This window comes from Mycobacterium sp. pUA109, from assembly GCF_041287095.1.
In the GTDB taxonomy this organism is placed as follows: Bacteria; Actinomycetota; Actinomycetes; order Mycobacteriales; family Mycobacteriaceae; genus Mycobacterium.
Map to the genome: position 1 here is coordinate 80765 of NZ_JBGGKS010000013.1, position 22751 is coordinate 103515.

Here is a 22751-nt window from a genome sequence, read left to right on the forward strand (position 1 = left end):
GCAGACGCAAAAGCACCCCAAAAACGTTATTTTTGGGGTGCTTTTGCGTCTGCTCGCGGTTGTCAGCTGACCAGCTGGCGCTGCTCCTGTCCGGAGTAGGCGCTCAACGGGCGGATCAGCGCGTTGGATGCGGTCTGTTCGATGATGTGCGCGGTCCAACCGGTGATCCGGCTCATCACGAACAGCGGGGTGAACATCGGGATGTCGAATCCCATCAGGTAGTACGCGGGCCCGGTCGGGAAGTCGAGGTTGGGTTTGATCCCGGTCGCGGCGGACATCTCGGACTCCAGCACCTGGTAGATGTCCAGCCAGCGTTGCCCCTCGCGGGCCTCGGCGACCCGTGCCAGCGCCGCCTTCATCGTCGGCACCCGCGAGTCACCGTTCTTGTACACCCGGTGACCGAACCCCATCACCTTGTCTTTGCGGCTCAGCTTGCCGCGCAGCCACTCCGAGGCTTTCGCCGGATCGCCGATCTCGATCATGTCGTGCATGACGGCTTCGTTGGCGCCGCCGTGCAGCGAGCCCTTGAGCGCACCGATCGCCGCCGTCACCGCGCTGTAGATGTCGGACTGGGTGGAGGTCACCACCCGAGCGGCGAACGTGGAGGCGTTGAACCCGTGCTCGGCGTACAGGATCATCGACTGCTCGAAGGCCTGCACGATGACCGGTTCGGGCACCTCACCGAAGCACATCCGCAGGAAGTTCTCCGAATATCCCAGCGCGTGATGCGGGGCGATCGGCTCCAGCCCGCGGCGGCGGCGCAGGTCGGCGGCGACGATCGTCGGCAACACGGCGAACATCCGCAGCGACTTGGCGTAGTTGGCGGCCTCGGTGCTGTTGTCCTCGTCGAGGTCCTCGGCGCCCAGATAGCTGATCGCGGTGCGCACCACATCCATCGGATGGCAGGTGTCGGGCATCTTGGTCACCAGCGACAGCAGCGACTGATCCAGCCGACGGCTGGCCCGCTCACGCTGGCAGAACAGCGCCAGTTCAGCGTCGGTGGGCAGCTCGCCGTGCCACAACAGGTAGGCGACCTGCTCGAAGCTGCAGTGCGCGGCCAGATCCTGCACCGGATAGCCGCGGTAGGTCAGCGAATTGGTTTCGGGAACCACCTTGGAGACGGCGGTGGTGTCGACCACCACACCGGCCAGGCCCTTGCGGATCTCTGCTGTCGCGGTAGTCACCGGTTTCCTCCTTGGATGGTGAAATTGAAGATGTCCGTGTCGAAGTCGTTGTAGTCGGCGTAACGCAGCAGCTCATACAGCCGGCTGCGGTGCTGCATCTGATCCAGCAGACTCGACTGCGTCCCCTTCAGGTCGATTTCCCGCAGCCCCTGTTCGACGGCGAACATCGCCAGCCGCAGTGTGGTGACCGGGAAGATCACCACGTTGTAGCCGATGTCGGCCAATTGCTGCGTGCTCAGCAGCTGCGATTTGCCGAACTCGGTCATATTGGCGAGCAGCGGGACATCCACTGCGGCGCGGAACTTCTCGAACTCACCCGGGTCGGCTAACGCCTCGGTGAAGATCAGGTCGGCGCCGGCGTCGGCATAGGCTTTGGCCCGTTCGATGGCCGCATCGAGCCCTTCGATACCCGCCGCGTCGGTGCGGGCGCAGATCACGAAGTTGGGGTCGCGGCGCGCGGAGACCGCCGCGCGTAGCCGCTTGACCATCTCGGCGGTCGGCACCACGGCTTTGCCGTCCAGATGCCCGCAGCGTTTGGGATTGACCTGATCTTCCAGGTGGCATCCGGCCAGCCCGCCGTCCTCCAGCACGGTGACGGTGCGGGCGGCGCTCATCGGCTCACCAAACCCGGTGTCGGCGTCGATCAAGGTGGGCAGGTCGGTGACCGCGGCGATCTGCGCGCCCCGGCCAGCGACCTCGGTCAAGGTGGTCAACCCGATATCGGGCAGCCCCAGATCGGCGGAGAGCACCGCACCGGACACGTAGACGCCCTCGAAGCCGATTTCGGCGACCAGCTTGGCGACCAGCGGTGAGAACGCCCCGGGAAAACGCTGCAGCCGACCGGAGTTCAGGCCCGCCCGAAACGCCGCCCGTTTGTCGGCGGCGCTGCTGGCCGCCCCCAGCAGCCCGGTCACCGGAAGATCCCCGACGGGATGGTCGGCGCCTTGTCCAACACCCGGGCGTCGACCCGCACGTTCAGCGCCGCCAAGTCACCACCCTTGAGGTTCGCGACACCGTCGACGGCGGTCAGGAACCGTTGCTGCTCGGCCGGTTCCACCACGCCCTCGGCGAGCTCGGTGAACTTGCCGATGTACTGCTCCCGCCCGAACGGCCGCGCACCCAGCGGATGCGCGTCGGCGACCGCCAGCTCATCGCTGATCACCTCGCCGTTCTTCAGGGTCACCTCGGCGCGGGCGCCGAACGCCTTTTCGTTCGGGTCGCTCGAGTGGTAGCGGCGGGTCCACTCCGGGTCTTCCACGGTGGAGATCTTGCGCCACAGCTCGATGGTGTCGGGCCGGTGCGCGCGCTCCGGGGCGTAGGAGCGCTCGTGGTGCCAGCTGCCGTCCTGCAGCGCGACGGCGAAGATGTAGGGCACCGAATGGTCCAGCGTCTCCCGCGAGGCGTCCGGGTCGAACTTCTGCGGGTCGTTCGATCCGGTGCCGATCACCACGTGGGTGTGATGGCTGGTGTGCAACACGATGCTGGCGACCTGGTCGAGGTCACCGATCCGGTCCCGGAGCCGCCGGGCCAGGTCGATCGGCGCCTGGCTCTGGTATTCGGCGGAATGCTCCTTGGTGTAGCTATCCAGGATGGCGCGCTTTTCCTCGCCGGGGCCGGGCAGCGGCACCTGGTAGGTGTGCTCGGGGCCGGCCAGCAGCCAGGCGATGACACCGTCCTCGCCCTCCCAGATCGGTGCCGGCGAACCCTCGCCGCGCATGGCCCGGTCGACGGCTTCGATGCCCACCTTGCCCGCGTAGGCCGGCGCGTACGCCTTCCAGCTGGAGATGAGCCCCTTGCGGGACTGCCGGGTGGCGGTGGTCAGGTGCAACGCCTGGCCCACGGCTTGGTAGATGATCTCCGGGTCCAGCCGCAGCATGGTGCCGATCCCGGCGGCGACCGACGGCCCCAGATGCGCGACGTGATCGATCTTGTGCTGGTGCAGACAGATTCCCCGCACCAGGTCCATCTGGATCTCGTAGGCGGTGGCGATGCCGCGGATCAGGTCCGAACCGCGCACCCCGAGTTGCTGGGCAACGGCCACCAGCGGCGGGATGTTGTCGCCGGGATGGGAGTATTCGGCGGCCAAGAAGGTGTCGTGAAAGTCCAGTTCGCGCACCGCCACACCGTTGGCCCACGCCGCCCACTCCGCCGAATAGCTGCCGTCGACGCCGAACACGGTGGCGCCCTGACGGGCCGGGTGCGCGAGGGCCTGCTGGCGGGCCACCGTGACCGGGCGACGCAGCACCGACGCGGCGCTGACGGCGGCGTTGTCGATGATCCGGTTGATCACCATCGCCTCGGTTTCGGCGGGCACGGCGACCGGGTCGGCGGCCACCTCCGCGATCTTCCAGGCCAGGTGCTCAGTGCGGGGAAAGTCGTCGGCGCTTCGCCGGGTCCGAACGGAATGCATCAACATGGTTTACACGCTACGCAGCAGGGCTCAGCCGGGAAAGACCCTGTAATTGTGTAATTCTGCGTCCTGACCTGGACCGGTTTGCGAATGTTGCGAATGCGGGTCTGGGGTACTCTGTCGGCAGTGGCCAAGATGTTTTCCGGTGCTCGGTTGCGGCGGCTACGCGAGGAACGCGGGCTGACGCAGGCGGCGCTTGCCCGCGCCCTGGACCTGTCCACCAGCTATGTCAACCAGTTGGAGAATGACCAACGCCCGATCACGGTGGCGGTGCTGCTGGCGTTGACCGAGCGGTTCGACCTGCCTACCCAGTATTTCTCGCCGGATTCCGACGCGCGCCTGGTCGCCGACCTGCGTGACCTGTTCACCGCCACCGCCGGCGAGCATGTGGCCAGCGACACCCAGATCGAGGAATTGGTCGCCCGGATGCCCGAGATCGGCCGCAGCCTGGTCACCATGCATCGCCGGCTGCGTGATGCCACCGAGGAACTCGAGGGGTATCGGTCCCACGCGATCACCGAGTCGCCGCTGCCCGCGGATCGGCCGATGCCGTTCGAGGAGGTCCGCGACTTCTTCTACGACCGCAACAACTACATCGGCGAACTCGATGTGGCCGCCGAGCAGATGTTCGCCGACACCGGGATGCGGATCGGCGGGCTGGATATCCAGCTGGCGGAGCTGATGCGGAACCGGTTCGGTATCACTGTGCTGGTCGACAGCGAACTCCCCGAGGGCGCCAAGCGTTCCTTCGACCCCGACACCCAGGTGCTGCGGGTCGCGCGTTGGCTGCGGTCAGGGCAACGCGCCTTCCAGTTGGCTACCCAGTTGGCGCTTTTGACCCAGTCCGAGCTGATGTCGGACATCGTGGCCGGCGACGATCAGCTCAGCCCGGAATCGCGGGGTGTCGCCCGGATCGGGCTGGCTAACTATTTCGCCGGCGCATTCCTGTTGCCGTATCGGCAGTTTCACCAGGCTGCCACCGAGTTGCGGTACGACATCGACCTGCTGGCCCGCCGGTTCGAGGTGGGCACTGAGACGGTATGCCACCGGCTCTCGACGCTGCAGCGTCCGCAGCGGCGCGGGGTGCCGTTCATCTTCGTCCGGATCGACAAGGCCGGGAATATCTCAAAGCGGCAGTCGGCCACCGCATTTCACTTCAGCAGGGTGGGCGGCGGCTGCCCGCTGTGGGTGGTGCACGACGCGTTCGCGCAGCCGGGCCGGGTCATCACCCAGGTCGCCCAGATGCCCGACGGCCGGTCGTATTTCTGGATCGCGAAGACCACGACACCTGAAGGACGCGGCTATCTCGCTCAGCACAAGAGCTTCGCGATCGGGTTGGGCTGCGACCTGGTGCACGCCCACAAGCTGGTCTACTCCACCGGGATCGCCCTCGACGACCCGAACACCGCGGTACCGATCGGGGCGGGTTGCAAAATCTGCGCCCGCGAAGCGTGCCCGCAGCGCGCGTTCCCCTATCTGGGCGGCCGCGTGGTGATCGACGAGAACACCAGCAGCGGACTGCCGTATTCGCCGGGTGTGCGCTGACATCGACGTCCAGATTGAGATAAAGCCCGAGAATCGGCGGTTTGCGGAATTTAGACGTCGATGTCAGCAGGCACGCCGCCTACCCGGCCTGTTTGACCGGCGGCCGATAGAAGATCAGCAACTGGCCGGCGGCGCCGGCCAGGCCCAGCAGCGCCGACAGCAGCAGTCCGTTCCAGCCATCGAGCCAGTTGTGTCCGAAGATGAGCCAGTCCAGGCTGTATTTACCGGCGCCGAGCGTGGCCACCACAATCGCCGACACCGCCAGCACCAAGTTGTACTCCCAGCCCTCCTTGACGATGAAGAAGCCATTGTGGCGGTGCACCGTCCAGGCGGCGACCAGCATCAACGAGACGAATCCGGCGGCCGGGATCGGCGTGAGCAGCCCCGCCGCCAGCCCCAGGCCGGCAGCCGTCTCGGTGGAGGCGGCAACCACTGCGTGGAACGTGCCCGGCTTCATGCCGATACTGGCGAACCACCGCGCGGTCCCGGGGATGCGACCGCCGCCAAAAAACTTGTTCAACCCGTGCGCGGCCAGCGTCAGCCCCAGCACCAGCCGCAGAATCAGCAACGCAACATCAACAGACATATGTGTAAACCTAGATCATCGCCGGTGCACCGGCCACACCCCGCCGATCCAGCGCGTCAGTCGGCGGCGACGTGCAGCGCCTTGACCGCCGCCTGCACCACGTCGCGGCGTGCTTGATCACCGATGGGTGATGAACCCAGAAAGTAGGTGCTGGGGCTGGTGCCGACGACGATGATGACCAGGTCGTCGCCCTTGATGGTCGGATCCTCGAAGGTCACCGGGACGGCCACGTCGATCTCGCTGGTCGAGATGCCGTCCAGGCGGCCGGACTTGACCGACACCCCGGATGCAGTCGCCGATGCTCCGTCGTACAGTTCGCTGGCCACAATGCATTTGAGCATCAGCTTGGCCTGGTCGGCCAGACTCATCGACTGATCGAAGTTGGTGACACCCACCGTCACCTGAGCGATCCAGCTCATGCTCGCGGTTTCGGAGACCGTCTGGTCCAGCGAGACCGCGTCAATTGAATTCGGCACCCGGTGCTCGGGCTTGACCCGCCAGTCCGGTGCCACGTTCTGCGGGAAGGACAAGCCCCCGGCCGACACCATCCCGTTGACCGGCAACTGACCGCTGGACACGCTGTGCGTGCAGTCGGTCGCGGATTGCGCATTGCGCGTCGTCGGTGCCGCCGCGGCCGAGGATGACGCCGTCGAGGCGGAGTGGTTGCCGCCGCGCACGATCACCGCAACCGCGACGGCCACCACCGCCACCACGACGGCCGCGCCGGCGCCGACGGCGAGCACCACCTTCCGTCGACGCGGGTGGTGGCCACCGGGCGGCGGCGCACCTGCTGCGGGAAAATCAGCCGGCGGCGGCAGGCCAGCCGGGTTGGCGGGCCCGAACTGCTGGGGACCGTAGGCGGGCGGCCACGACCAACCCGGCGGGTCGCTGCCCTGCTCGCCGCCGCCGTACGGATTGCTCATCCCGGTTAACTCCTCGACCAGTTGCTCATTCCTGCCCATTCTCCCCCGCCCGCGCCGCATACGGGATCAGATATTGGGGTCAGCTGGCGAGAGGAGAACCGGTGGCCGACGTGGTGCTTCCTTGACCACGGTCGGCTATTGCCCGGGTGGGACGCCGCGTGGTACGAGCTACCCATGCATCTCGCGATCATCGGCGCCGGCTCGGTCGGCAGCACCTTGGGACAGGCCTGGCGACGGCGCGGGCACGATGTCCGTTACGGGGTGCGCAACCCCAATGACGAGAAGTACGCCGACCGGGTCGGCGTCACGACAAACGCCGACGCGGTCGCAGCGGCCGATGTCGTCGTGTTGTGCACGCCCTGGCAGGGCACCCGACAGGCCGTGCAGTCCTGCGGCGATTTGAGCGGCAAAATCCTGATCGATTGCACCAACCCGCTGACCCCGGACTTCACCGCATTGGAAGTCGGTCAGACGAGTTCGGGCGCCGAAGAGGTGGCCGGCTGGGCGTCGGGTGCGCGGGTGTGTAAGGCGATGAACCAGATCGGCGCGCCGATGATGGACACCCCGCAGCTGCCGGGGACGCCGGTGATGTTCGTCTGCGGTGACGACGAGGCGGCCAAGGAGATCACCGCGGGCCTGGTGAGCGAACTCGGTTTCCAAGCCGTCGACGCCGGCGAGTTGGCCCTCGCCCGGTTGTTGGAACCCTATGCGTTGCTGTGGATCCACCTGGCGCTGCGCCGCGGGTTCGGCACGAATTGGGGCTTCGGTCTGCTGCGTGGCGACTGACCTTCGCCGAGTGTGCGTCCAGGGCGGGATTTTTCGCCAAACCCCGCCCTGGACGCACACTCGGTACCGGGCCAGCAGCTACAGCGCCGCGTCGAGGCGGCGCAGATAGTCGTCGACGTCGCCGATCGCCGACTCGGCGGCGTGCACGCTGATCGCGACGGTGTCGCCGATGCCGTGCACCCCGTGGGTCAGTCCCATCGCCGGCGACAGCGCCGGATACCCGGCCGTCAACAGCACCGGGGCGTCGCCGAACCGCAGGTCGGCGGCGCCGCGGTGCACGCTGGACACCACCGTGTTGCCGCCCACCTGCTGCGGTCGGACATCCGGGTCGAACTGGCCGACCCCCCAGCGCAGCAGCGGGGCGGGCACCGCGGCGAACGCCCGATCCGCCGCGGCCGCCGCCGGATGCTGGGCGCGCCGCCGGCCGTCGGCCACATCGGCTGCGATCCGCTCGGCTCGGGCCGGTGGCTTCAGCGTCGGGTACAACCCGACGGACACGTTACGGAAGTGGTTGTGCGCCAGGCGGGCACCAGGTTTCGCCAGCGGAACCTCGGCCCCCAACCGATCGTCGGCGGTAGCGAGGTAGCCCGAGAGCGCGGTGGACACCGCGGTCAGCACACCGACAGTCACGGTGGGCCCGAGCAGCTGGGCGCGGCGGCGCACCAGGGTGCGTAGGGTGCGGGCACCGTCCGGCCGGGTGTTCGTGACCGCCACTGGCCAGGATCCGGCCGACTCCGGCAGCAGCCCGGCCTCGGTGTCGCGCACCAGGTGGCGATGGGCGCGCGCCGCCGCGGCCGCGCGCCACGGCAGGAAACCGCGCGGCGGCCGCGTGAGCGCGGGCACCGGCGCATTGCGGCCAAATAGCCAGGCCGCCAGCGCGGATGCCCGCGCGCCGTCGGCCAAGGCGTGCGCAACCTGCAGTACCGCAACCGTGCCCGGGCCTGTCCCGCCGGGTAACTCGCGCACCGGGGTGAACACGTGCAACCGCCACGGACCGCGACGGATATCGAGCTGATCGCCGGCGAGCCGGGCTACCGCGTCCAGGCAACCGCGCCAGGTGTCGTCGGCGAGCTCGTGGCGCACCGCCCCGACGTGCTCGGTCGCCGGCACCCAGGTCGGGTAGGTCAGGGCCCATCCGTCGTCGACCCGCATGGTCAGGTCGGGGCAGGCGCGGGCACGGGCGAGCACCGCATCGACGGCGCCGTCGAAATCCGCGGGCACCCCGGCGAAGACGTACAGCAGGAACTCGTCGTTGGGGATCTTGGCCGACATCCAGTAGAACTGCGCGTCGACCGCCGCCATCCGGTGCGGGGTCATCGGACCTCAGGCAGGTGAGCCGACGAAGTCGAGCACCAGCTCGGCCACCTCGTCGGGCGCTTCGAGCTGCAGGAAGTGCCCGGCGTGCTCGACGACGGCGACATCGCTGCCGGTCGGCAACACGGTATCCACCCAACGCGTGAAAGCCGGTGTCATGCACCCATCGTCGTGGCCGTGCAGGTACAGGCTCGGTATTTGCGGTGACTGCAGCCAGTGTCGGTGCAGCTCGGCGTAGCGGGCCGGTGGCTGGCGGTTGCGGATCGTCGCTCGGTACGGCCCCAGGGCGGCGCGCCAGCCTTCGGGGGTGCCGATGGCTGCGTCGACGTGGCGCAGATCCTCTTCGGCCTCATAGCCCGGCGACCATCGCCGCCACAGCAGCGGTAGCACCCAGGAGGTGGATCGTTCGGGCAGCCAGGGCAATTGGAAGTAGCTGATGTACCAGCTGCGCACCAGCTGGGCCGGGAGGTGGCCGGCGGCCCGGAGCCGGTCGGTCAGCCGTTCCAGTGTCCGAAACGCCGCCGGTGGGGGCACCGACATGATCACGGCTTTGGCGAATGGGCTGTCCGGCACGGCGGCCAGACCGGTGGCGGCCAGCGCCCCCCAGTCGTGGCCGATCACCACATCGCGGTCGGTGCCGCCCGCCGCGGAACGCACCTGCAGCGCGTCGTCCATCAACGCACCGATGTGATAGCTGCCGTCGGCCGGGATCGACGACGGCGCATAGCCGCGCATAAACGGCGCCACCACCCGCCAGCCCGCCGCGACCAGCCGGGGCGCCAGCTTGCGCCATCCGTAGGCGGTGTCCGGAAACCCGTGCAGACACAGCGCGATGGGGGCGTTTTTCGGGCCCCAGCTCAATGCCCTGAGCTCGACTTCCGGTGCCTGAACATCGATCCAGCGCGGTTCAGCAGTCATTGGCGCCGCTCCTCCTCATCGCCTACACGGGGTCGAATCCCGCGACCAGCCAGCGTCCGCCAACCTTGTCCAGGGTCACCCGGAAACTCGCCGGAACCTCCACGGGCGGCGACGAATCGGTCACCAGCGTCTGATCGGCGAACACCAGCACCACGGCGTGGTTCACATTCACCGACACCGCCGCCGCCCCGGGCACGCTCACGGTGGCCGACATGTGCCGTTCCTTCGCGCTGGGCACCACGTGGTCGTGGGCCCGCTGCAGGTAGGTGTCGCGGAAGCCGTCGGTGGTCAACGCCTGCGCAGCGGCCACGTCGCTGTCCACGGTCTCGGGGCTATACGACAGCATCGCGACGGTGGAATCGATTGCGGCGTCGGTGGATTCCTCCCGCATCAGATCTGAGCTACGGTTGGCCACGTCCTGCCACTTCAGCCAACCGGCGGCCATCGCGAGCAGCAACACCAGCGCGGGCGCCACACCATAGGCCAGCACCCGCACCGGGTTGACGCGCCGGGTGGGCGGGGCGGTCACGGGACGGTCGTCGCTGCTGTCGGTCATCGCACCAACTCGACATCGGAGACCTTCAGCTGGTTACCCGCCTTCTCCACCAGCATCCGCATCCGCATCCCTTGCGGGGGCTTGTCCAGCCCACCAAGGTGCTTGGACCGCACATTGACGGCCACCAGTACCTGCGCCTGATTGCCCGCTTCGGACGACAACGCGGCCTCGGTCGCGGTACCCACCGCTTTGGACTCCTCCCGCTTGACGGTGTCGATGAGGTCCTGGGAACTCCGAGCGAAGCTGGCGTAAAAGCTGCCGGTCGCCAAGTCCAGGACACGCTGCACGTCGGCCTCGGGGTTCTGGTAGTCGATCGTGGTGATATTCACCGCTTCCTGCCGAGCTACGGCGACTATCCGGTCGCGGTGCGCCTCGACGTCACGCCCCTGCTGCGTGCGGAAACCGAGCCAGCCGACCACGACCGTCAGCACGATCGCCCCGATCAGCCCGACGGCCAGCGTCGCCACCTCGGGCGCAATCCTCGACCGCGCCGAACCGGCACCACCGGTCGGCCGCTCACTCGCTTCCCCCTCGGGGGCAGCAGTGTCCTCTGCCATCTGTGCTCCTGTTCGGCACTTCGGGCCAGGTTGACCGGCCTTCTCACGGGCTGTCCGCTTCAAACTACGCGCCGGTGGCTGGATCGTACCGTTGGGTGCGGCGGGTGCAGACGCGGCGCACGGGCTCGGTAACGTCAGATCGATCCCACCGAGAGGACGCCCCGTGAGCAACGTCAGCAGCACCTTCCAGACCGTCGAGTTCAGCGGCGCGGGCGGGATCACTCTGGTCGCCGACGAGTGGAACCGGGGCAACACCACCGCCGACCGGCCGACGATCCTGATGCTGCACGGCGGCGGCCAGAACCGGTTTTCCTGGAAGAACACCGGCCAGGTCTTGGCCGACGCTGGCTACCACGTCATCGCGATCGACACCCGCGGCCACGGTGACAGCGATCGGGCACCGGGCGCCGACTACGCCCTGGAGACGCTCACCAACGACGTGCTGCACGTCCAGACGGCGATCGACCGGCCGGTGGTGCTGATCGGGGCGAGCATGGGTGGGCTGACCGGTATCTTGGCCGCCGAACAGGCCGGACCGGCGCGGGTGAGGAAGCTGGTGCTCGTGGACGTGGTGCCCCGGTACGAAAAGGACGGCAGCGCGCGCATCCGCGACTTCATGTTCAGCAACATCGACGGCTTCGACACCCTCGAGCAGGCCGCCGACGCGGTCGCCGCCTACCTGCCGCACCGGACCAAGCCGCGCAGCCCGGACGGGTTGAAGAAGAACCTGCGCCAGCGCGACGGCCGCTGGTATTGGCACTGGGACCCGGCGCTGATGACCAAACCCGGCGACGATCCGGCGCTGCGCACCGACAAGCTCGAGCGGGCCGCCACCGCCCTGCAGATCCCCATCCTGCTGATCCGCGGCAAACTCTCCGATGTGGTCAGCGCCGAGGGCGTCCGGGATTTCCTGGACAAGGTGCCGCACGCCGAGTTCGTCGAACTCTCCGATGCCGGGCATACTGCTGCCGGCGACGACAACGACGCCTTCAGCGACGTCGTCGTGCAATTCGTCAGCCGCTGAAGCACCGGAGGCCGTCATCCGCGATTACGTCTACGACCAGAACTTCGCCGAGGAGCGCGCGCGGCTGGCCAGCTCCGAGCAGCTCTGGGATCCGGGCAGCCAACTGGTGCTCGACGACCTCGGGGTCGGCGCGGGGTGGAGTTGCCTGGAGGTCGGCGCCGGCGTCGGGTCGCTGGTGCAATGGATGGCCGGTCGCGGCGCCAGTGTGCTGGCCGTCGACATCGATACCCGGTTCATCGAACCGCTGGCCGGCGACCGCGTCGAAATCCGCCGGGTCGACATCCGCACCGACGACCTCCCGGCGTCGCAGTTCGATCTGGTCCATGCCCGACTGGTGCTGGAACACCTCGCCGAGCGCCGCCAGATCGTGGGCCGCCTGGCCGCCACGCTGCGGCCCGGGGGCTGGCTGATGATCGAGGACTACGACTGGAGCAGCTTCGGCTTCGACGGCACCAATCCGCAGCTGGACCGGGCCGCCGAGGCGATCATCGCGTTCATGCAGCAGGCCGGCTACGACCCGCGGTACGGCCGTCGGGTCTTCGACGACCTGACCGCCGCCGGCCTCACCGACATCCGCGGCGACGGGCGCGCCCGGGTAATCGACTCCCGCTCGCCGGGCTTCGACTTCTATCGGCTGACGTTCGAGAGCATTCGTGATGCGGTGGTCCAAGCCAGGCTGCTGGCCGCCGCCGACGCCGACGCCGCATCGACCCAGCTGCGCACCGACGTTCGCCTGTTCACCCCGATGATGGTCGCCGCGATCGGCCGGCGGCCGGCTCCTTGAGATTGCGCACACGGTCGTTGATCGACCGGTGACCACAGCCCTGGCCACATTCTCGACCGGTGCGGAAAGATGCTCCCCGTGGTTACCGGCCCCATGATCGCGGTCTACGCGCTGGCGGGCCTCGCCGCGATCGAGGCGGTCGGGCTGGTGGTGCTGTGGCGGCAGCTGACCCGCAGCCGCGCCGAGGTCGATGAGCTGCGACACCGCGCCGACACCCGAAATTGGCTGCTGTCCGGCGGCCGCGAGGCCGTCAAGACGGTGTGGCAGACCGCCAACCTGGTCCGCAAAGAGGGGTTCGGCGCGGCGGTGCGCAGTTCGATCGAGGACCTTGCGGACTGGGCCGAAGTCGAGCGCCCGGACCTGGCCCGCATCACCCCCGACGGCAGGGTGGTCATCCTGTTCTCCGACATCGAGGGGTCCACCGTCCTCAACGAGCGGATCGGCGACCGGGCCTGGGTGAAGTTGATCAGCAGCCACGACGAGCTGGTCGGCCGGCTGGTCCACAAGCACGGCGGGCACGTGGTGAAAAGCCAGGGCGACGGCTTCATGATCGCCTTCGCCCACGCCGAGCAGGCGGTGCGCTGCGCCATCGACATCCAGCGAGCACTCGACAGACGAAACCGGAAACGGCAGCATGCAATTCGGGTGCGGATCGGTATACACCTGGGTCGCTCGGTGCGCCGCGGCGACGACCTGTTCGGCCGCAACGTCGCGATGGCGGCGCGGGTGGCGGCGCAGGCCGACGGCGGGCAGATCCTGGTCAGCGAACCGGTGCGGGACGCGGTCGCCGACTGCGACGGCATCGCCGTCGATGATGGACGTGCCGTCGAGCTCAAGGGCTTCACCGGCACCCATCGGCTGTACAGCGTGGCGTGTTAGCCGTCTCCGACCGCGTCGGATTCGGCCAGCCGCTGGTGCAGCCGGGCCCGGATCTCGTCGGCGGTGTAGGCGTGGCGTCGCCGCTGGTCGCGGGCGACCAGCACTCCCCCGGCCGCGACCCCGACAACCCCGGCCAGTCCGATCCACTTCCAGATGCTGCGCATGGACACACCCTATGCAGGGCTGCCGCGGCGGTCGACACGCTCTATGGTGCTGTCGTGGACGCGCACACGGTGACCCTGGATCGGGCACTGCAGGAAACCCGCACCGGCGACATTTGGCTGTTCCGGGGCCGCTCCGGGCCGGACCGCACCATCCAAACCCTGTCCAACGCGCCGGTGAACCACGTCGGGATGACGGTGGCCATCGACGACCTGCCGCCGTTGATCTGGCATGCCGAGCTCGGCGACAAGTTGACCGATGTCTGGACCGGCACCAATCACCGTGGGGTGCAGCTCAACGACGCGCGAGAAGCCGTCCAGCAGTGGACGCAGCGCTATCACCAGCGGTGCTGGCTGCGCCAGCTGACCCCCTTCGCCGACCGGAACCAGGAAGACCGGCTGCTGCGGGTCATCGCCCGGATGGATGGCACCGCGTTCCCCACCACCGCGCGGCTGACCGGTCGGTGGCTGCGCGGGCGTATCCCGACCACCTACGACTGGGTGCGCGGAATCCCATTGCTGGACAAGAAGATTGGCGAGGCAACGCAGCGACGCAAGGTGCAGCGGCGCGCCGTCGGGGTGGAGACCGCCTACTGCGCGGAGACGGTGGCCATCACCTACGAGGAAATGGGCCTGTTGACCACCGAAAAACATTCCAACTGGTTCGATCCGGGATCGTTTTGGAGCGGCGACATTCTGCCGCTGACCCCGGGGTACGAACTGAGCCGGGAAATCGCCGTCGTCGACTAATCGGCGCTGGCCCGCATCGTCTCGCTGCCGGTGGTGCGGCTGGGCCCGGTCGGCGACAACGGGACGCCGCCGGTCCGCCGGCTGGCCCTGGTCGGCCGGACCGCTGTCCCGACCAACCCGGCCGCCCGTGCGTTTCTGGCTCTGGTGCCGGCATAGCCACAAAACCGCAAAAAGCGGCTGCAGCAATTACCGGTCAGCGGTTAAATATCGACGTTTTCGCCGTCGGGAATTTCCGGCGCGGGAAGTGGCTCTTCCTCTTCCGCGTTCACGAAAACCGCTTCTTCCACGGGCGCCGGCTCTTCGATGGGCGCCACTTCGTCGATGGGCGCCGCTTCTTCGATGGGACCCGGTTCATCGGCAGGAAATTCCTCATTTACGAGAACCGCAGGTGCTGGATCCTCCACGGGGCCAGGCTCATCGAAGTCGCCGTCCGGGAGCTGATCTGCGGGCAAAAACATGTGATGCGTGAATTGGCTTTGGTAGGCGCCGCCACCACCGATCCGCACTCCGCCGCCCTCACCGCTGGACACGGGCGTGCCGTCCGGCAGGGTCACGGCGGTGTGGCCAGAATTCCAGCCCACCACCAATGCATTCGGGGCCGTTCCGTATTGGAAACCGCGTGCGAGCAGGGCCGCCTCTTCATTGCCGGTGTTGAACCGATCACCAAATGTCGGCCGGCCGGTTGCCGCATTGGTCACCCACGACGCCAAACCGGAACAATCTGTACCGGCGGGAGAATCCCCACCGGGAATGTACGGCGTCCCCGAAACCTGGTGAATCAGGGCCACCAACGAAGCTAGAGCAAACATGAGCGGGGACATTAACAAGCACTTGCATAGGCAATCAAAATTTGTGCGAAGGGTCACGAACCGTGCGTTCGATGACCTGCGTTACACCACACAGCGAATCCGAGGCAGGTAACTTGAGAGATTTTCTAAACCCCTGGTCAGACGGATTTTCTGCCCCGTAAATAACTACTGTTCCACACTTCGCCGCAACTTTGAATAGGCCACGCGGGCATCGGCGATATCTGTGACCGGCGTCATACCGCGATGCCCGTTACCGCGCCGCGTCCGCGGCGAAATCGCGGCGTTGTGAAAGGCGAGGCAACGCAGGTCAGATCACCGATAGGCAGCCCGGCGATGCGCGATGTGGATGACGCGAACGACCACCCTTTCATCGAAGATCTGGTAGATCAGCCGGTACTCGCCGCGCCGCGCCGAGTATCGCCCCTCCAACTGGCCGCGAAGCGGTTTGCCGGCGCGGTAGGGATTCTCCGCGAGCGGCCCTCGAATGAATTCCCAGCACGCAACGGCCACCGCTGGGGGCAGGACATCGGTGAGCGCCTTCTTCGCAGCTTTCGTCAACTCGATCCGGTAGGTCACTGCGGGAGCCGCCCGGCGGCGCGCATCTCCTCCGTCACCTCGTCGAGCGGGTAAACCTCGCCGGAATTAGCCTCGGCCTCAGCCGCCCGGACCTCCCGCATCAGTTCTGGGTCCCCGAGGATGTCCAGCGTCTCCATGATCGAGTCGTAGTCCTCGGCAGACAGCAGCACCGCGGCGCGCCGGCCCTGTCGGGTGACCTCAATCCGCTGATGAGTACGAATCGCCTCTTCGACAAGCTTGGAGAGGTTGGCACGAACCTCAGCGAGGGGAAGCGTCGCCATGTACAGAATTCTAGCGCGATTGGCCAGGACTACACGTTGAAGCGGAACTCCACCACGTCGCCGTCGGCCATCACGTAGTCCTTACCTTCCATGCGCACCTTGCCGGCGGCCTTGGCGGCGGCCATCGACCCGGCCTCGATCAGGTCGTCGTAGGAAACGATCTCGGCTTTGATGAAGCCCTTTTCGAAGTCGGTGTGGATCACCCCGGCCGCCTTGGGCGCGGTGTCGCCCTGGTGAATCGTCCAGGCCCGCGCCTCCTTGGGCCCCGCGGTCAGGTAGGTCTGCAGGCGCAGGGTGTGAAACCCGGCCCGGGCCAACGCGTCCAGGCCCCGCTCGGTCTGCCCGATCGACTCCAGCAGCTCGGCGGCCGACTCGTCGTCGAGCTCGATGAGCTCGGCCTCGATCTTGGCGTCGAGAAAGACCGCGTCGGCGGGGGCGACCAACTCGCGCAGCTGGCTGAGCCGGCCCGCGTCGGTCAGCACCGTCTCGTCGGCGTTGAACACGTACAGGAACGGTTTGGTGGTCAACAGGTTCAGCTCACGCAGCGGCGCGGCATCGATGCCGGCGGCGAACAGCGTCGTCCCGCCGTCGAGCAGCTGCTGCGCGGCCAGGGCCGCCTCGTGCGCCGGTTTGCGGTCCTTATTATTACGGGCTTCTTTCTCCAGTCGCGGCACCGCGCGCTCCAAGGTCTGCAAATCGGCCAGGATCAGCTCGGTCTCGATCACCTCGATGTCGGACTTCGGGTCGATCTGCCCGTCGACGTGCACCACGTCGTCGTCGGCGAACACCCGCACCACCTGGCAGATGGCGTCACATTCCCGGATATTGGCGAGGAACTTGTTGCCCAGCCCGGCGCCCTCGGACGCGCCTTTGACGATGCCGGCGATATCCACGAACGTCACCGGCGCCGCCACGATGCGCTCCGATCCAAAGATCTCCGCCAACCTGGCCAGCCGCGGATCCGGCAGCGGGACCACCCCCTCGTTCGGCTCGATCGTCGCGAACGGGTAGTTGGCGGCCAGCACGTTGTTGCGGGTCAGCGCGTTGAACAGGGTCGACTTACCGACATTGGGCAACCCCACGATTCCCAGGCTCAAGCTCACAGGGAGCCAAGTCTAAAGGGGGGTGTGACCGACGTCCGCAGGCCATGAGGCATGGTCTTGAAAGGCGTTGGCGTCGCCAGCCGGTACGGTCGACGTGTGTTAGCACAGCGGGCGAGGTCAGCGGTGGCCGCCGAGCATCGCTCGATCCACCCCGGCCTGGCTGGCGTGCCCTGGTGGGCGGCCATTTTGATCGCCGCGACCGCGACGGCGGTCGGGTTCGCCTTCGACGCCGGGTCGGGCAACAAAGAACTGACCCATGTGTTCGCCGCGCTGTATGTGTTGGGCTGCGTGACCGCGGTGCTCGCCGTCCAGCAGTCCGGGGTGTTCACCGCCGTCATCCAGCCGCCGCTGATCCTGTTCTGCAGCGTGCCCGGCGCGTACTGGCTGTTCCACGGCGCGGCGTTCCCTGGGCTCAAGAACATCCTGATCAACTGTGGCTACCCGCTGATCGAGCGGTTTCCGCTGATGGTGTTCACCTCGGCCGCGGTACTGCTGATCGGGCTGGTCCGCTGGTACATCGGGATGGCGACACGGCTGAGCACGGCGTCGACGCCGAAAGGCGGCGCCGGGCCGATGGCGGGCATCGTCGCGAAACTCACCTCCCTCGTGGGTCGCCCGTCGGCGGGCGACGACGCCCCCGACGACAATGCCGCGACCAAGACACGCCGGCACACCATCGAGCGGCCCGCCCGGTCCGGGGCCGCGACCCGGGGGACCCGCGCGACCAAAACCGCGAAGGCCACCAAGCGGACCGCGCCGACCCGGTCCCGGCATATCCGTCCGCCGGTGGATGACCCGTCCGAACCGCCGATTGAGCGGCCGCGTCGGCGCCGCCCCGACTACGCCCGCGACGCCGACGCCGCCCCCGAACCGCGCCGTCGGCCCCGGGAACGCGAACCGCGCGACCCGAACCGGCGCGGCCAGCCGCCGCGCGAAGGCCGGGCCGACCCGCACGTGCGTAAGGGCCGGCCGACGCGCACTGCGCGCGTCGACCCGTACGAGTCCGCCGATCCGCCGGAACGGCCGCGTCGCCGGCAACCGGTGGTCAAGGGCACCAACGGGGCCAGTTCGACGCATCACCCGATCTCGCGGGTGCGCTATCGCGGCGCGACCGACAAGGACGCGCCCCAGCCGCGCCCTCGGCGCAAATCCGAGCCGGAATCCTGGGAATACGACATCTGAGGCAGCAGAGGCTGTCGACTGTGCGATTTCATACGCGACACGCCGGCTGCGGCGTATCAAACCGCACACTCGGCGCAAGGGCGCGCCGTAAAAATTAGTGCCGGGCGGGGCGGATTTCGCGGGGCAGCGCGAACACCAACGTCTCGTTGGCCGTCGTCACCTGTTGCACCACGCCGTAGCCGTAGTCGGCCAGCCGCTCCAACACGCCGCGCACCAGCACCTCGGGCACCGACGCCCCGGAGGTGACGCCGACGGTGGTCACCTTGTCGAGCCAGGCCGGGTCGATGTCGTCGGCGTAGTCCACCAGGTGCGCGGACGCCGCGCCGGCACCGCGCGCCACCTCGACCAGCCGCACCGAGTTCGACGAGTTGCGCGACCCGACCACGATTACCAGCTGGCATTCCGGGGCCATCGCCTTGACCGCGGTCTGGCGGTTCTGGGTCGCGTAACAGATGTCGTCGCTGGGCGGGTCCTGCAGCTTGGGGAAGCGTTGCCGCAGCCGCTCCACGATGTCCATGGTCTCGTCGACACTCAAGGTGGTCTGCGACAACCACACCACCTTGTTCTCGTCGCGGACCGTGACGGCGGCCACCGCGTCCGGGCCGTCCACCAGTTGCACGTGCTCGGGCGCCTCGCCGGCGGTGCCGATGACCTCCTCGTGGCCCTCGTGCCCGATCAGCAGGATGTCGTAGTCGTCGCGGGCGTACCGCTTGGCCTCGTTGTGCACCTTGGTGACCAGCGGGCAGGTGGCGTCGATGACCTGCAGCTCCCGCTCGGCGGCCGTCTGGTGCACGCTCGGCGCCACCCCGTGGGCAGAAAACACCACGATCGCGCCCTCGGGCACCTCGTCGGTCTCGTCGACGAACACCGCGCCGGCCTTGGCCAGCGTGTCGACCACGTGCCGGTTGTGCACGATCTCGTGGCGGACGTAGACCGGGGCGCCGTGCTTTTCCAGCGCGCGTTCGACGGTCTCGACCGCCCGGTCCACCCCGGCGCAGTATCCGCGGGGCTCGGCGAGGAGCACCCGCTTCCCGGTGGGGGTGTCCACCAGCGGCGTAGACGCCCCCGGAATCCCCATGTTGACGGTCGGTGGCATGGCAACCAGGGTACGTTCCACGGATACGGGTCCGCCATCTCCGCGCCACGGCGCCCCCGCGCTTGGCGTTGACCGGCGGTTAAGGCAGTCTGGGACCCATGGGTACTGCACCGTATGGGGTTCGGCTACTGGTGGGTGCGGCGACGGTCGCCGCCGAGGAGACCAAGAAGCTGCCACAGACCATCCTGATGTATCCGATGACGCTGGCCAGTCAGGCGGCGCACTTGGTGATGCGCTGGCAGCAGAGCCTGGCCGAGCTGGCGGTCAAGGGCGACGCCACCTTGGAGACGTTGTTTCCGCCCAAGGATGAGCAGCCGGAGTGGGCGACGTTCGACGAGGACCTCGACGACGCCGACGACGTCCTCGACGCGGCGCCGGGCACCGACGACACCGAGCGGCGCACCGAGGGGCGCTTCGCCCTGTACTCGTTGGACGAGACCGACCCGCCGGCCGAGTCCCCCGCCAAACCCGCGAAGAGCTCGGCGACCGCCACCACGGTGCCGGCCCCGGACGTGGCCGCCGAACTGGGCTATGACGGGTTGACGCTGGCCCAGCTGCGGGCCCGGCTGCACTCGCTGAGCCTCGATGACCTCGAGGCCTTGCTGGCCTACGAGGAGGCCAGCAAGGCACGCGCCCCGTTCCAGACGCTGCTGGCCAACAGGATCACCCGCGCCACCGCGAAGTGACCCGTCCGGCACCGGCGAACTCCGCCGAGCATCCGTGGCCGGTGCGCGCGGTCGCCACCCGGGTGGCCAAATGGATCGACCGGCTCGGCGCGGTGTGGGTGGAGGGTCAGTTGACCCAGATCAACCTGCGACCCAACGCCCGGACCGTGTTCATGGTGCTGCGCGACCCGGCGGCCGACATGTCGCTGACCGTGATGTGCTCGGCCGACCTGGTGGCCGGCGCGCCGGTCAAACTGACCGAGGGCATCCAGGTGGTGGTCTGCGGCAAGCCGACCTTCTACACCGGCCGGGGCACGTTCTCGCTGCGCATCAGCGAGATCCGCGCCGTCGGCATCGGTGAGCTGTTGGCCCGCATCGAGCGGTTGCGCCGACTGCTGGACGCCGAAGGGCTGTTCGATCCGCGGCTCAAGCGGCCGATCCCGTTCCTGCCCGGCACCGTCGGGTTGATCACCGGCCGGGCCAGCGCCGCCGAGCGGGATGTGACCACGGTGGCCGCCGCCCGCTGGCCCGCGGTTCGCTTCGCGGTGCGCAACACCGCCGTGCAGGGGCCCACCGCCGTGCCACAGATCGTCGCCGCGCTGGCCGACCTGGACGCCGACCCGGAGGTGGAGGTGATCGTGGTGGCGCGCGGCGGCGGCAGTGTGGAAGACCTGCTGCCGTTCTCCGATGAGACGTTGTGCCGGGCGATCGCGGCGTGCCGCACCCCGGTGGTCAGCGCGGTCGGCCACGAACCCGACAACCCGCTGTGCGACCTGGTCGCCGACCTGCGGGCCGCCACCCCCACCGACGCGGCGAAGAAAATCGTCCCCGACACCGCGGCCGAGCAGGCGTTGATCACCGACTTGCGCCGGCGCAGCGCCCAGGCGCTGCGCAATTGGGTGTCCCGCGAAGAACGCGCGCTGACCCAGCTGCGCAGTCGCCCGGTGCTGGCCGATCCGCTGGCGGCGCTGCGGGTGCGGTCCGAGGAGATCCACCGCGCCCGCGCCGCGCTGCGCCGGGACGTCACCCGGCTGGTGGCCGCCGAAGAGGACCGCATCGGCCATCTGGCCGCCCGGCTGGCCACCCTGGGGCCAGCGGCGACGTTGGCCCGCGGTTACGCGGTGGTGCAGGCGGTGTCCGCGTCGGGGTCGGCGTCGGTGCTGCGGGCGGTCGAGCAGGGCCCCGCGGGCACCCGGCTGCGGATCCGGGTGTCTGATGGTGCGGTGGCCGCGACGAGTGAGGGACCAACCGATGGCCGATGACACACAGGGCGAGGCTAGGCCCATTAGTGGGCTGGGGTACGAAGCCTGCCGCGACGAGCTGGTCGACGTCGTCCGGCAACTGGAACAGGGCGGGCTGGACCTGGATGCGTCGCTGAACCTCTGGGAAAGAGGGGAGAAACTGGCCAAACGCTGCGAGGAACACTTAGCTGGAGCCCGCAAGCGGGTGGCCGACGCCCTAGCCGCCGACGACCCCGACCAGGAATGAGCCGGCGGCCGATTTCACTGCCCTACTCGTAACTGGAACACGTTTCAGTTATCCTCGCCGTCATGGCAGATGCATCCCTGACGACCCCCCTCGGCCGCGTCTTGGTCACCGGCGGCTCCGGCTTCGTCGGCGCCAACCTGGTGACCACCCTGCTGGAACGCGGCCATGAGGTGCGCTCCTTCGACCGGGCGCCGTCACCGCTGCCCGACCATCCCCGGCTCGACGTCGTCCAGGGCGACATCTGCGACCCCGACACGGTGGCCGCCGCGGTGGCTGGCATCGACACCGTGTTTCACACCGCGGCCATCATCGATTTGATGGGCGGGGCGTCGGTGACCGACGAGTACCGGCAGCGCAGCTTCGCCGTCAACGTCGAGGGCACCAAGAACCTGGTGACGGCCGGGCAGACCGCCGGGGTGCAGCGGTTCGTCTACACGGCGTCCAACAGCGTGGTGATGGGCGGCCAGCGCATCCAAAACGGCGATGAGACCTTGCCCTACACCGCCCGGTTCAACGACCTCTACACCGAAACCAAGGTGGCCGCCGAGAAGTTTGTGTTGGCGCAGAACGGTGTCGGCGACATGCTGACGTGCTCGATCCGGCCCAGCGGGATCTGGGGGCGCGGCGACCAGACCATGTTCCGCAAGCTGTTCGAAAGCGTGGTGGCCGGCCACGTCAAGGTGCTGATCGGCAGCAAGAACGCCCGGCTGGATAACTCTTACGTGCACAATCTTATTCACGGATTCATCCTGGCCGGCGAACATCTGGTGCCCGGCGGCACCGCCCCGGGGCAGGCCTACTTCGTCAACGACGGTGAGCCGATCAACATGTTCGAGTTCGCCCGACCGGTGGTGGAAGCCTGCGGGCAGCACTGGCCGCGGCTGCGGGTGAACGGCCCGCTGGTCCGCTGGGCGATGACCGTCTGGCAGCGGCTGCACTTCAAGTTCGGGTTGCCGCAGCCGCCGCTTGAGCCGCTGGCGGTCGAGCGCCTCTACCTGGACAACTACTTCTCGATCGCCAAGGCGCACCGTGATCTGGGGTATGAGCCGCTGTTCACCACCAAAGAGGCGATGGCCGACTGCCTGCCGTACTACACGGATTTGTTCGAGCAGATCAAAGCCGCCGCCGAGCCGCATGCGGCGACCGTCGTGGCCGCGGCCCCGCCGGAGTAGCA

General features: G+C 68.2%; 26 protein-coding genes. 11 read left to right on the forward strand and 15 right to left on the reverse strand.

The genetic code is table 11. The features are described from left to right. Positions 1-62: 62 nt before the first annotated feature. The 3 genes from ACAG26_RS16145 to prpD are packed head-to-tail and all read right to left on the reverse strand — an operon-like array spanning position 63 to position 3600. Positions 63-1184, reverse strand: coding sequence for a bifunctional 2-methylcitrate synthase/citrate synthase (locus tag ACAG26_RS16145; RefSeq protein WP_370483915.1), 1122 nt, complete (start codon positions 1182-1184; stop codon positions 63-65). Then, complete coding sequence (prpB, locus tag ACAG26_RS16150) at positions 1181-2098, reverse strand: methylisocitrate lyase (RefSeq protein WP_370483918.1); 918 nt, start codon at positions 2096-2098, stop codon at positions 1181-1183. Before prpB ends, ACAG26_RS16145 begins: the two co-directional genes overlap by 4 nt. Then, positions 2095-3600, reverse strand: coding sequence for a 2-methylcitrate dehydratase PrpD (prpD, locus tag ACAG26_RS16155; protein ID WP_370483920.1), 1506 nt, complete (start codon positions 3598-3600; stop codon positions 2095-2097). The genes prpB and prpD overlap by 4 nt, the downstream gene beginning before the upstream one ends. Before the next feature lie 84 nt (positions 3601-3684). On the opposite strand from prpD, the gene ACAG26_RS16160 reads away from it, so the two are divergent. After that, positions 3685-5139 carry a short-chain fatty acyl-CoA regulator family protein gene (locus tag ACAG26_RS16160; RefSeq protein ID WP_370483922.1) on the forward strand — a complete coding sequence of 485 codons (1455 nt, stop codon included), beginning with the start codon at positions 3685-3687 and terminating at the stop codon, positions 5137-5139. Between the two features lie 79 nt (positions 5140-5218). Here ACAG26_RS16160 and ACAG26_RS16165 read toward each other — a convergent pair whose 3' ends face one another. Both ACAG26_RS16165 and ACAG26_RS16170 read right to left on the reverse strand, forming a co-directional pair. Continuing rightward, positions 5219-5725 (reverse strand): DoxX family protein, encoded by a 507-nt coding sequence (locus ACAG26_RS16165; RefSeq protein WP_370483924.1) that lies wholly within the window; start codon positions 5723-5725, stop codon positions 5219-5221. A gap of 56 nt (positions 5726-5781) precedes the next feature. Then, positions 5782-6648 (reverse strand): hypothetical protein, encoded by an 867-nt coding sequence (locus ACAG26_RS16170; RefSeq protein WP_370483926.1) that lies wholly within the window; start codon positions 6646-6648, stop codon positions 5782-5784. 174 nt (positions 6649-6822) lie between these two features. On the opposite strand from ACAG26_RS16170, the gene ACAG26_RS16175 reads away from it, so the two are divergent. Next, positions 6823-7434, forward strand: a complete 612-nt coding sequence (locus tag ACAG26_RS16175; protein ID WP_370483928.1) for an NADPH-dependent F420 reductase — start codon at positions 6823-6825, stop codon at positions 7432-7434. A gap of 78 nt (positions 7435-7512) precedes the next feature. Here ACAG26_RS16175 and ACAG26_RS16180 read toward each other — a convergent pair whose 3' ends face one another. From ACAG26_RS16180 to ACAG26_RS16195, 4 genes are read right to left on the reverse strand one after another with little or no spacing between them, the layout of a single operon-like run. Next, positions 7513-8751, reverse strand: a complete 1239-nt coding sequence (locus tag ACAG26_RS16180; protein ID WP_370483930.1) for a DUF1298 domain-containing protein — start codon at positions 8749-8751, stop codon at positions 7513-7515. Between the two features lie 6 nt (positions 8752-8757). Next, positions 8758-9666, reverse strand: coding sequence for an alpha/beta fold hydrolase (locus tag ACAG26_RS16185; protein ID WP_370483932.1), 909 nt, complete (start codon positions 9664-9666; stop codon positions 8758-8760). 22 nt (positions 9667-9688) lie between these two features. Then, positions 9689-10222, reverse strand: coding sequence for a hypothetical protein (locus tag ACAG26_RS16190; RefSeq protein ID WP_370483934.1), 534 nt, complete (start codon positions 10220-10222; stop codon positions 9689-9691). After that, a complete protein-coding gene (locus ACAG26_RS16195; protein ID WP_370483936.1) occupies positions 10219-10779 on the reverse strand; it encodes an Mce protein in 561 nt (186 codons plus the stop codon). Before ACAG26_RS16195 ends, ACAG26_RS16190 begins: the two co-directional genes overlap by 4 nt. Positions 10780-10942: 163 nt before the next feature. Between ACAG26_RS16195 and ACAG26_RS16200 the strand changes: the two genes are divergently transcribed. The 3 genes from ACAG26_RS16200 (at position 10943) to ACAG26_RS16210 (ending at position 13466) form a co-directional block, all read left to right on the forward strand. Then, on the forward strand, positions 10943-11803 hold the full coding sequence (locus ACAG26_RS16200; RefSeq protein WP_370483938.1) for an alpha/beta fold hydrolase: 861 nt from the start codon (positions 10943-10945) through the stop codon (positions 11801-11803). After that, a complete protein-coding gene (locus ACAG26_RS16205; RefSeq protein WP_370483940.1) occupies positions 11730-12587 on the forward strand; it encodes a class I SAM-dependent methyltransferase in 858 nt (285 codons plus the stop codon). Before ACAG26_RS16200 ends, ACAG26_RS16205 begins: the two co-directional genes overlap by 74 nt. Before the next feature lie 93 nt (positions 12588-12680). After that, a complete protein-coding gene (locus ACAG26_RS16210) occupies positions 12681-13466 on the forward strand; it encodes an adenylate/guanylate cyclase domain-containing protein (protein WP_370484098.1) in 786 nt (261 codons plus the stop codon). Here the strand turns inward: ACAG26_RS16210 and ACAG26_RS16215 are convergent. After that, entirely contained in the window at positions 13463-13630 is a 168-nt protein-coding gene (locus ACAG26_RS16215; RefSeq protein WP_370483942.1) for a hypothetical protein, read from the reverse strand. The two genes, ACAG26_RS16210 and ACAG26_RS16215, sit on opposite strands and share 4 nt — an antisense overlap. Before the next feature lie 54 nt (positions 13631-13684). On the opposite strand from ACAG26_RS16215, the gene ACAG26_RS16220 reads away from it, so the two are divergent. Continuing rightward, positions 13685-14377 carry a guanylate cyclase gene (locus ACAG26_RS16220; protein ID WP_370483945.1) on the forward strand — a complete coding sequence of 231 codons (693 nt, stop codon included), beginning with the start codon at positions 13685-13687 and terminating at the stop codon, positions 14375-14377. A 200-nt stretch (positions 14378-14577) separates the two neighbouring features. Here the strand turns inward: ACAG26_RS16220 and ACAG26_RS16225 are convergent, their stop codons facing one another. The 4 genes from ACAG26_RS16225 to ychF form a co-directional block, all read right to left on the reverse strand. After that, entirely contained in the window at positions 14578-15243 is a 666-nt protein-coding gene (locus ACAG26_RS16225; protein WP_370483947.1) for a peptidoglycan endopeptidase, read from the reverse strand. A 255-nt stretch (positions 15244-15498) separates the two neighbouring features. Next, entirely contained in the window at positions 15499-15762 is a 264-nt protein-coding gene (locus ACAG26_RS16230) for a type II toxin-antitoxin system RelE/ParE family toxin (RefSeq protein WP_370483949.1), read from the reverse strand. After that, positions 15759-16043 (reverse strand): type II toxin-antitoxin system Phd/YefM family antitoxin, encoded by a 285-nt coding sequence (locus ACAG26_RS16235; protein ID WP_370483951.1) that lies wholly within the window; start codon positions 16041-16043, stop codon positions 15759-15761. The genes ACAG26_RS16230 and ACAG26_RS16235 overlap by 4 nt, the downstream gene beginning before the upstream one ends. A gap of 29 nt (positions 16044-16072) precedes the next feature. After that, positions 16073-17146 (reverse strand): redox-regulated ATPase YchF, encoded by a 1074-nt coding sequence (ychF, locus tag ACAG26_RS16240; RefSeq protein ID WP_370483953.1) that lies wholly within the window; start codon positions 17144-17146, stop codon positions 16073-16075. A gap of 96 nt (positions 17147-17242) precedes the next feature. Between ychF and ACAG26_RS16245 the strand changes: the two genes are divergently transcribed. Further along, positions 17243-18328: a DUF6542 domain-containing protein gene (locus ACAG26_RS16245; RefSeq protein WP_370483955.1), complete on the forward strand. Its 1086-nt coding sequence runs from the start codon at positions 17243-17245 to the stop codon at positions 18326-18328. 94 nt (positions 18329-18422) lie between these two features. Here the strand turns inward: ACAG26_RS16245 and ACAG26_RS16250 are convergent, their stop codons facing one another. Beyond that, on the reverse strand, positions 18423-19424 hold the full coding sequence (locus ACAG26_RS16250; RefSeq protein ID WP_370483957.1) for a 4-hydroxy-3-methylbut-2-enyl diphosphate reductase: 1002 nt from the start codon (positions 19422-19424) through the stop codon (positions 18423-18425). 98 nt (positions 19425-19522) lie between these two features. Between ACAG26_RS16250 and ACAG26_RS16255 the strand changes: the two genes are divergently transcribed. The 4 genes from ACAG26_RS16255 to ACAG26_RS16270 are packed head-to-tail and all read left to right on the forward strand — an operon-like array spanning position 19523 to position 22749. Next, on the forward strand, positions 19523-20110 hold the full coding sequence (locus tag ACAG26_RS16255; RefSeq protein WP_370483959.1) for a lipid droplet-associated protein: 588 nt from the start codon (positions 19523-19525) through the stop codon (positions 20108-20110). Further along, positions 20107-21351, forward strand: coding sequence for an exodeoxyribonuclease VII large subunit (xseA, locus tag ACAG26_RS16260; RefSeq protein ID WP_370483961.1), 1245 nt, complete (start codon positions 20107-20109; stop codon positions 21349-21351). The genes ACAG26_RS16255 and xseA overlap by 4 nt, the downstream gene beginning before the upstream one ends. Then, positions 21341-21577 carry an exodeoxyribonuclease VII small subunit gene (locus ACAG26_RS16265; RefSeq protein ID WP_370483963.1) on the forward strand — a complete coding sequence of 79 codons (237 nt, stop codon included), beginning with the start codon at positions 21341-21343 and terminating at the stop codon, positions 21575-21577. The genes xseA and ACAG26_RS16265 overlap by 11 nt, the downstream gene beginning before the upstream one ends. Positions 21578-21627: 50 nt before the next feature. After that, positions 21628-22749: an NAD-dependent epimerase/dehydratase family protein gene (locus ACAG26_RS16270; RefSeq protein WP_370484100.1), complete on the forward strand. Its 1122-nt coding sequence runs from the start codon at positions 21628-21630 to the stop codon at positions 22747-22749. Positions 22750-22751: the final 2 nt, after the last annotated feature.

Bases quoted from the DNA above. Each gene is read 5' to 3' on its own strand.
- prpD (WP_370483920.1), bottom strand. From the start codon at position 3,600: ATGTTGATGCATTCCGTTCGGACCCGGCGAAGCGCCGACGACTTTCCC.
- ACAG26_RS16160 (WP_370483922.1), top strand. From the start codon at position 3,685: ATGTTGCGAATGCGGGTCTGGGGTACTCTGTCGGCAGTGGCCAAGATG.
- ACAG26_RS16165 (WP_370483924.1), bottom strand. From the start codon at position 5,725: ATGTCTGTTGATGTTGCGTTGCTGATTCTGCGGCTGGTGCTGGGGCTG.
- ACAG26_RS16170 (WP_370483926.1), bottom strand. From the start codon at position 6,648: ATGAGCAATCCGTACGGCGGCGGCGAGCAGGGCAGCGACCCGCCGGGT.
- ACAG26_RS16175 (WP_370483928.1), top strand. From the start codon at position 6,823: ATGCATCTCGCGATCATCGGCGCCGGCTCGGTCGGCAGCACCTTGGGA.
- ACAG26_RS16180 (WP_370483930.1), bottom strand. From the start codon at position 8,751: ATGACCCCGCACCGGATGGCGGCGGTCGACGCGCAGTTCTACTGGATG.
- ACAG26_RS16185 (WP_370483932.1), bottom strand. From the start codon at position 9,666: ATGACTGCTGAACCGCGCTGGATCGATGTTCAGGCACCGGAAGTCGAG.
- ACAG26_RS16190 (WP_370483934.1), bottom strand. From the start codon at position 10,222: ATGACCGACAGCAGCGACGACCGTCCCGTGACCGCCCCGCCCACCCGG.
- ACAG26_RS16195 (WP_370483936.1), bottom strand. From the start codon at position 10,779: ATGGCAGAGGACACTGCTGCCCCCGAGGGGGAAGCGAGTGAGCGGCCG.
- ACAG26_RS16205 (WP_370483940.1), top strand. From the start codon at position 11,730: ATGCCGGGCATACTGCTGCCGGCGACGACAACGACGCCTTCAGCGACG.
- ACAG26_RS16210 (WP_370484098.1), top strand. From the start codon at position 12,681: ATGATCGCGGTCTACGCGCTGGCGGGCCTCGCCGCGATCGAGGCGGTC.
- ACAG26_RS16215 (WP_370483942.1), bottom strand. From the start codon at position 13,630: ATGCGCAGCATCTGGAAGTGGATCGGACTGGCCGGGGTTGTCGGGGTC.
- ACAG26_RS16235 (WP_370483951.1), bottom strand. From the start codon at position 16,043: ATGGCGACGCTTCCCCTCGCTGAGGTTCGTGCCAACCTCTCCAAGCTT.
- ACAG26_RS16250 (WP_370483957.1), bottom strand. From the start codon at position 19,424: ATGCCACCGACCGTCAACATGGGGATTCCGGGGGCGTCTACGCCGCTG.
- ACAG26_RS16255 (WP_370483959.1), top strand. From the start codon at position 19,523: ATGGGTACTGCACCGTATGGGGTTCGGCTACTGGTGGGTGCGGCGACG.
- ACAG26_RS16265 (WP_370483963.1), top strand. From the start codon at position 21,341: ATGGCCGATGACACACAGGGCGAGGCTAGGCCCATTAGTGGGCTGGGG.